Origin of the sequence: Devosia sp., from assembly GCF_028290645.1 — a bacterium.
Lineage (GTDB): Bacteria > Pseudomonadota > Alphaproteobacteria > Rhizobiales > Devosiaceae > Devosia_A.
In genome coordinates this window covers 1-7,511 of record NZ_JAQGJL010000136.1, presented here as the reverse complement: position 1 = coordinate 7,511, position 7,511 = coordinate 1, and the positions used below count along the sequence as shown (strand labels likewise).

4 protein-coding genes and 2 pseudogenes are annotated in these 7,511 nt (G+C 66.6%); 1 reads left to right on the top strand and 5 read right to left on the bottom strand.

What is annotated here, in order from left to right:
* From JWQ89_RS07905 to JWQ89_RS07885, 5 genes and pseudogenes are all read right to left on the bottom strand, one after another.
* A pseudogene (locus JWQ89_RS07905) lies at positions 1 to 541 on the bottom strand (DNA mismatch repair protein MutS); the annotation flags it as partial.
* A gap of 167 nt (positions 542 to 708) precedes the next feature.
* Positions 709 to 2,337: pseudogene (locus JWQ89_RS07900) on the bottom strand (glycoside hydrolase family 43 protein).
* A gap of 200 nt (positions 2,338 to 2,537) precedes the next feature.
* Positions 2,538 to 3,845, bottom strand: a complete 1,308-nt coding sequence (gene xylA, locus JWQ89_RS07895; protein WP_299639891.1) for a xylose isomerase — start codon at positions 3,843 to 3,845, stop codon at positions 2,538 to 2,540.
* Entirely contained in the window at positions 3,842 to 5,305 is a 1,464-nt protein-coding gene (gene xylB, locus JWQ89_RS07890; protein WP_299639888.1) for a xylulokinase, read from the bottom strand. The genes xylA and xylB overlap by 4 nt, the downstream gene beginning before the upstream one ends.
* Positions 5,306 to 5,372: 67 nt before the next feature.
* The gene (locus JWQ89_RS07885) at positions 5,373 to 6,407 is read right to left on the bottom strand and encodes a LacI family DNA-binding transcriptional regulator (protein ID WP_299639886.1); all 1,035 of its coding nucleotides are present in this window, start codon (positions 6,405 to 6,407) and stop codon (positions 5,373 to 5,375) included.
* 73 nt (positions 6,408 to 6,480) lie between these two features.
* Between JWQ89_RS07885 and JWQ89_RS07880 the strand changes: the two genes are divergently transcribed.
* Positions 6,481 to 7,482 (top strand): aldose epimerase family protein, encoded by a 1,002-nt coding sequence (locus JWQ89_RS07880; RefSeq protein ID WP_299639884.1) that lies wholly within the window; start codon positions 6,481 to 6,483, stop codon positions 7,480 to 7,482.
* Positions 7,483 to 7,511: the final 29 nt, after the last annotated feature.

The following is a 7,511-nucleotide window of genomic DNA, read 5'->3' as shown; positions in this document are numbered from 1 at the left end:
CCAGCGCCAGGGCGGAGACGTCAAGCACCGCGGTCTCGCCGGTCGAGACATCGGCCCAGGCGAGGGCGAAATCGGTTTCGCCGTGGCGCACCATGGCGAGCGCGGCGAGATAGGCCGAGCCGCGGGTGGGGAGAAGGTCATCCTCGGTGATGGTGCCGCGGGTGACGAGGCGCACCACGTCGCGCTTTACCGGCGACTTGGAGCCGCGCTTCTTCGCTTCGGCCGGGTCCTCGACCTGCTCGCAGATGGCGACGCGGTGGCCCAGCCCGATGAGCTTCTTGAGGTAATCCTGGGCGGCGTGAATGGGGACGCCGCACATCGGGATGTCATTGCCCTGGTGCTTGCCGCGCTTGGTGAGGACGATGCCGAGCGCCTGGCTGGCGATCTCGGCGTCCTCGAAGAACATCTCGTAGAAATCGCCCATCCGGTAGAACAGCAGATAGCCGGGATTGACCGACTTGATCTCGAGGAACTGGCTCATCATCGGGGTGATGGGCGAGCTTTCGGCGGCACTCGGGGCGTTAAAGGGCGCTTGGTCCATCGGGCCGTTCGGGCGGGGAGCGGAAGGGCGCGAGGTTAGGGGGTTTGGCGGCGAGTGCCAACTGCGTTGCTGTCGCGGTCCACAAGGTGGGGCTGTGGGCGTGGGACCCCCACCCTGTCCCCTCCCCGCAAGGGGGAGGGAGACGCTCACATGCCGCTCGGGGCGCTTCAGTACCGGTCGGTGGGGTGCTTTACGGGGCGATAGACGAAGTCGGAGAACACCGCTTCCTTGCCCGTGCCGTTGAGGTCGGAGGCTGCCATGCCGACGAAGGCGCCGGTAAAGCTGCCGTGTTCGGCGTGGCCGCCGCATTCGTCGGAGAGGAGCGAGGCATCGAGCGTGCCGCCGACCGGCCGCCAGTTGCCGCCGGCGCTGGTCGAGCCTGCGGCGTAGAAGAACTGCAGCACCGGGCCGCGGATCTCGATCTTGAGCCGAACCGGGCCGTCCTGTGGCAGCGACACCGGCGCAGCCGGATAGGTCAGGCGGCCGTCCGGATGGCTCGCCATGGAGCTCATGACCAGCAGTTCACGCTTGCCGTCGGAATGGGCGGTGACGGTGAGGTAGTGGAAGTTGTAGCGGCCGTAATAGCCGGTGAGGCCCGCGAACTGGCGCTCATCGACGGGGGAGAAGTCGAGGGTGACTTCGGCGTCATAGGAAAAGTGCGTCTGCCGGCGAGCGACCAGTGCCTGCTCGAACCACGAGCCGATCGACTCCCGGCCAATCAGCGTCAACTTGTTGTCGCCGACGCGGAAAATGCGCTCCGTCTCGGGCGTGCGGAGCCACTGGAAATCCTTGTGGAGCGTGTCGAAGCTGTAGCGCTACTCGGCCCAGTAATCGGTGTCGTCGCGGGTTCCGGGGACCTCGACTTCGAGCGAGGGGGCCGGGCCGTTCTTGACCCACAGCCAGTCGTCGTTGCCCCAGTAGGCTTCCTGGATGCCGGTTTCGCGGCCGAGCACGCAGCGGCGCTTCTGCGTGGTCGGGCGACCCATCAGGTGGACGAGGAAGGTCTTGCCGTCCGGTGTCTCGACGATATCGCCATGCCCGGAGCGTTGCACGGCGTTGAGCGGCGCGTCCTTGGCGGTGAGGATGTGTTTTTGCGGATGGGTCTCGTACGGCCCGTCGATATTGCGGGAGCGGGCGAAAGTGACGGCGTGCTCGTAGCCGGTGCCGCCCTCGGCGGTCAGCAGGTAGTACCAGGGCCGGCCGTCCTTGCCGTTGCGCTTGTAGAGATGCGGGCCCTCGACCAGCTTCAGGTCGGTGCCCTGGTAGATGTTCTTGATCGGGCCGACGAGTTTTTTGGCCGCATGGTCGTATTCCTGGAGCGCAATGCCGGCGAACAGCAGCGGGCGCGTGCGGTGGTCCCAGAGCATGTTGACGAACCACTTCCGGCCGTCGTCGTCGTGGAACAGCGAGGGATCGAAGCCGGAGGAGTTCATGTAGACCGGGTCGGACCACGGGCCCTCGATGCTGGGCGCGGTGACCAGGTAGTTGTGGCCGTCCTTGAACGAGCCGTCCTTGCGCTTGATGTCGGTGTAGATGAGGAAGAACTGCTCGCCGTCGTGGCTGAGGCAGGGGGCCCAGATGCCGCACGAATCCGGGTCGCCGCGCATGTCGAGCTGGCTGGCCCGGGTCAGCGGGCGGGTGACGAGATCCCAGTTGGCGAGATCGGTCGAGTGATGGATCTGCACGCCCGGGTACCACTCGAAGGTGGAGGTGGCGATGTAGTAGTCGTCGCCGACGCGCAGGATCGAGGGGTCGGGGTTGAAGCCGGGGAGGATGGGATTGCGGATGGTGGGCATGTACTCGGTGTCTCGGTGGTCCGCCCTCTCCCCTTGAGGGAGAGGGTGCCCGCGAAGCGGGCGGGTGAGGGGAAGTATGAGGGCCGTCGCTCCTCGCTACCGCTCGGAACGCGCATCGCAACGCGATGCGATACCCCTCATCCGGCGCTACGCCCCACCTCTCCCTCAAGGGGAGAAGGCAAGCCGGTGGGTGAGGCAGTCTAGATGAACCGGTTGACCAGGTTCTCGAGATATTCCTGCTGGCCGGACCGAGGTTCGGGGTTGATGCCCTGCTGCTCGACCCGCTTGGCGATCTCTTCGAGGCTGCGCTTGCCCTTCAGCATGGCCTGCGCTTCCGGGCCTTCCCAGCCGACATAGCGGGCGTCGACGGTCTTGTCGAAGGTGCCGTCCTCGATCAGCGCTGCCGCCGCCTTGAGGCCGCGGGCGAGTGTGTCGAGGCCGCCGATATGGCCGTAGAGCAGGTCGGCCGGATCAAGCGACTGGCGGCGCACCTTGGCGTCGAAGTTGAAGCCGCCCTTGCCGAGGCCGCCATTCTTCAGGATCTGGTAGAAGGCGAGCGTCATCTCGCGCGGGTCGTTCGGGAACTGGTCGGTATCCCAGCCCGACTGCAGGTCGTTGCGGTTGGCATCGACCGAGCCGAGCAGGCCGTGCGAGCGGGCGATTGCCAACTCGTGCTCGAAGCTGTGGTTGGCGAGGAAGGCGTGGCCGACCTCGATATTGCACTTCACCTGCTTTTCGAGGCCATATTTGGCGAGGAAGCCATACACCGTCGCGACGTCGAAATCATACTGGTGCTTGCTCGGCTCCTGCGGCTTGGGCTCGATCAGGATCTGGCCCTTGAAGCCGATCTTTTCCGCATGCTCGATGACGAGGTGAATGAAGCGCGCCATCTGGTCGGCTTCCTGGCCGACCTTGGTGTTGAGCAGCGTCTCGTAGCCTTCGCGGCCACCCCACAGCACGTAGTTCGAACCGCCCAGCTCATGGGTGATCTCAAGCACGTTCTTTACCTGCGCCGCGGCAAAGGCGAAAACGTCGGGATCGGGATTGGTGGCGGCGCCGGACATGTAGCGGCGGTTGGAAAAGAGGTTGGCGGTGCCCCAGAGGAGCCGGGTGCGCGAGGTTTCCATCTTCTTTTGGAAGACTTCGGCGATCTGGCGGACGTTCTTGTTGCTCTCGGCCAACGTGTCGGCCTCGGGCGCGATGTCGCGGTCGTGGAAGCAGAAGAACGGGGCGTCGAGCAGGTCGAAGAGCTCGAAGGCGACATCGGCCTTGAGCTTGGCGTGGTCCATGGTGGGGCCGAACCAGGGCCGATCGAAGGTGCGGCCGCCGAACGGGTCCCCGCCTTCCCAGGCGAATGTGTGCCAGTAGGCGATGGCGGGCCGGATATGGTCCTCCATGCGCTTGCCCAGCACCAGCTCGTCCTTGTCGTAGTGGCGATAGGCCAACGGGTCGTCGGTCTTCGTGCCCTTGAACGTGACGGGTTTGATGCCCTTGAAGAAATCGGTCATTTGCGAGCCTCCTCGATGGCGGGATAGAGGGCGCAGTAGCGCGCATATTGATCGGCATAGGCCTGTCTCAGGCTCGGATCGGGTTTGATCACCCGCTTGATGCCCGGCATGGTCATGATCTCGGCCGGATCGGCGCCCTCGGCGGCGCAGAGGCCGAGACGGGCGACACCCAGGGCACCGCCGAAATCGCCGTCCTCGGGGAGCGCGATCTCGGTGTCGAGATTGGTGGCGATGAGCTTCAGCCACAGCTCGGACTTGCTGCCGCCGCCGACGGCCAGCAGCTGGCCCATCTCGGTGCCGGCGTCCCTGAGCACGCGCTGGCAATCGCGGAAGGCGAAGGCGACGCCCTCCATCACCGCCTGGGCGAGCAGCGCCGGGGGGGTGGAGTGGGAGAGACCGGTGAAGCTCGCACGGGCATGGGCGTTGTTGTGCGGGGTGCGCTCGCCGCTGAGGTACGGGAGGAAGATCTCCTCGCCCGGGCCCTTGAACCCGGCTTCGGCGGCGCCGGAGAGTTGTGCGGGGTCCTGGCCGGTGACCTTGCTGAGCCAGTTGAGGCTGTCGGTCGCCGAGAGGATGACGCCCATCTGGTGCCAGGTATCGGGCACGGCGTTGCAGAAGGCGTGCACCGCGCCATTGGTGTTGGGGCGGAAGCGGTCGTTGCTGACGAACAGGACGCCGGAAGTACCAAGCGAAACAAACCCTTCGCCCGGCTGGATGGCGCCGATGCCGCAGGCGGCGGCCGCGTTGTCGCCTGCGCCGCCGGCGATGACGACGTCGCCTGACATGCCCCAGCGCTCGGCGAATTCGCGCTTGAGGACGGCCGAGGGGGCGGAGCCTTCGACGAGGCGCGGCATGTGGGAGCGGTTGAGGCCGGTGAGGTTGAGCAGCTCGTCGGACCAGTCGCGCTTGCCGACGTCGAGCCAGAGCGTGCCGGAGGCGTCGGACATGTCCTCGACATGCTCGCCGCTGAGCAGCAGGCGGATATAGGCCTTGGGCAGCAAGACCTTGGCAATCCTCGCGAAAATCTCTGGCTCGTGCTTGCGCACCCAGGCGATCTTGGGGGCGGTGAAGCCGGGCATGGCGATGTTGCCGGCGATGTCGCGAAGGGAGGGAAGCGCCGCTTCCATCTCGAGGCACTCGGCGGCGGAGCGGCCGTCGTTCCAGAGGATGCACGGGCGGAGAACATTGTCGTCTTTATCGAGAAGTGTAGCTCCGTGCATGTGACCAGACAGGCCTAGTCCATGAACTTCTGCCAGTTCCGCCGGATGGGACTTCGACAGCTTGTCGATTGCTTCGAGCGTGGCGTTCCACCAGTCGGCGGGGTTCTGCTCGGACCAGCCGGGATGCGGGCGGACCGGTTCGACGGACTTGGCGGTCGCTTCGCCGATCGGCCTGCCGGCGCGGTCGATGAGCAGCGCCTTGACGCCGGAGGTGCCGATATCGATGCCGAGATAGGTCATGAGGCACGTACCTCAAGACGCGATGGGCGCAGCATGCGGTGGTCCTCCCGGGGCGGTTCTGTCGTGGTTACCCTCTGGGGAGATTGTCGCGCAGATAGAGGCCGATTTCAATGGGGGCGGGGCGGCGCTCGGTGTCCTGGCCGAGCGCCACGGCGCGGGCGAGGCCGAGCGCGGCGGCGATTTCGCCGTCGGGGTTCTGGTCGATGACCACGTCGATGGCGCCGCTGGCGAGGCCGGCGCGGGTGGCGTCGGTGAGCTCGTGGGCGACAACGCGGACCTTGCCGGTGAGCCCGGTGCGCTCGAGCGCGCGCAACAGGCCAGCATTGCCGGCGCCCAGGTTGTAGATGCCGGTGACCGGGCGGGCGAGGAGTTCGAGGGCGGCGGCCTCGGTGCGCGCATCGTCGTCGCGGCCCTCGAGTGGGCCGGTGATCCGGTGGCCGGGAAATTCGCCGTGCAGCACCGCTTCAAAGCCCTCGCGGCGCTGGTGGTGGTCGGCAAGGCTGAGCGAGCCCACGATCAGGCCGATCGGCCCGGGGGCGGCGAAGCGACCGAGGAGCGAAGCGGCGGTGCGGCCGGCGGCCTGGTTGTCGATACCGACGAAATGCCGGCGCGCCGAGCCCGGCAGGTCGGACACCAGCGTCACCACGGCGATGCCGCGGCGGCTCGCCTGGTCGATGGCGCGGCGCACCCTGTCGTCCTCGGTGGCGACGACGACGGCGCAATCGCACTGCTTGGGATCGAGCCCGGCGAGTGCGGTGGCGAGGGCAGCTCCATCGAAGGCGGGGACGAGCATGGTGTCGATGCTGATGCGCTCGCCCTTGGTGGCATGGGCGCGCCGGGAGATGGCGTCGATAAGCCCGAGCATAAACTCGTTGCGGCCATCGGGGAGGAGGAAGGTGACGCCGAGATCGCGGGCCCGGGCGAGCAGCGAGGCGGAGAGATCGCGGCGGAAATCGAGGGTTCGGATCGCCTCGGCGACCTTGCCGGCGGTCTCGGTGCGAACCCCCGGGCGGCCGTTGAGGACACGGTCGACGGTGGCCAGCGATACGCCGGCCTCGCGTGCCACGTCGTGCACGGTGGCCCGGCGCTTCAGTTCGTCCATCTGCCCCCTCCCCGCTTCCGCTTCCGGCCGATTGCAGCTATCAACCCGTCGCACGAAAGAGGAGATAACGGCAATGAGCGTCGCGGTGGAAGAGTTCGGCAGCTTCAAGGGCGAGCGGGTCGACCAGTTCAAGCTGAGGAGCGACACCGGCGTCGAAGTCGATCTCATCTCGTGGGGCGTCCTGGTGCGCGACTGGCGCGTGCCGGTGGCGGGTGGCATGCGCTCGGTAGTGCTGGGGTTCGACCAGTTCGAGAGCTATCCCGCGGCTTCGCCCTATTTCGGCTCACTCGCCGGCCGGGTGGCCAACCGGATCAGGAACGGCACGTTCACGCTCGATGGAGAGACCTACACGGTAACGCCGAACTTCCTCGGTCATGCGCTCCATGGCGGGCCCGAAGGCATCGGGCGGCTGGTGTGGGACGGCGAGGCGGACAGCGCCAACACGTCGGTGCGCTTCACCCTCGATTCGCCTGATGGCGCGATGGGGTTTCCCGGCAATGTCCGCTTCACCGCGACCTATACGCTGATCGGGCACCGGCTGCGGCTTGACATCACCGCCAAGGCCGACCGGCGGACGCCGATCAATGTCGTGCAGCACCAGTATTTCAACCTCGGGACGGGCGCGGACGTGCTCGACCACAGCTACCGGATCCCGGCGAGCGCCTATACCGAACTGGGCGAGCAGCTGATCCCGACGGGCGCCATCCTGCCGGTCGACGGCACCATCTGGGATTTCCGCAAGGGCCGCACGATGCGCGACACGGCGGGAAAGCCCATCGACTATGACGGCAATCTCGTGCTCGATACCGACCGGCAGTTCGATGAGCCGGTTGCAGTGGTGACCGGGCCGAACCGGGCGCTGACGCTGAAACTCTGGACCGACCGGCCGGGGCTGCAGGTCTATAACTCGGTGACGACGAACGTTTCGGCCGAAGGCAAGACGTTCGGGCACCATTGCGGCTTCTGCCTCGAGGACCAGGACCTGCCGGATGCGGTGAACCACCCGTATTTCCCCTCGACCATCTACGGGCAGGATCGCGACTACAGCCACCGCGTCGATATCGAGATCGCGTAAATGCCGGTGTACGTCGCCCTCGTCCGCGC

Coding starts and splice junctions, on each gene's coding strand:
- JWQ89_RS07885 (WP_299639886.1), bottom strand. CDS start 6,407: ATGGACGAACTGAAGCGCCGGGCCACCGTGCACGACGTGGCACGCGAG.
- JWQ89_RS07880 (WP_299639884.1), top strand. CDS start 6,481: ATGAGCGTCGCGGTGGAAGAGTTCGGCAGCTTCAAGGGCGAGCGGGTC.
- xylB (WP_299639888.1), bottom strand. CDS start 5,305: ATGACCTATCTCGGCATCGATATCGGCACCTCCGGCGTCAAGGCGCTG.
- xylA (WP_299639891.1), bottom strand. CDS start 3,845: ATGACCGATTTCTTCAAGGGCATCAAACCCGTCACGTTCAAGGGCACG.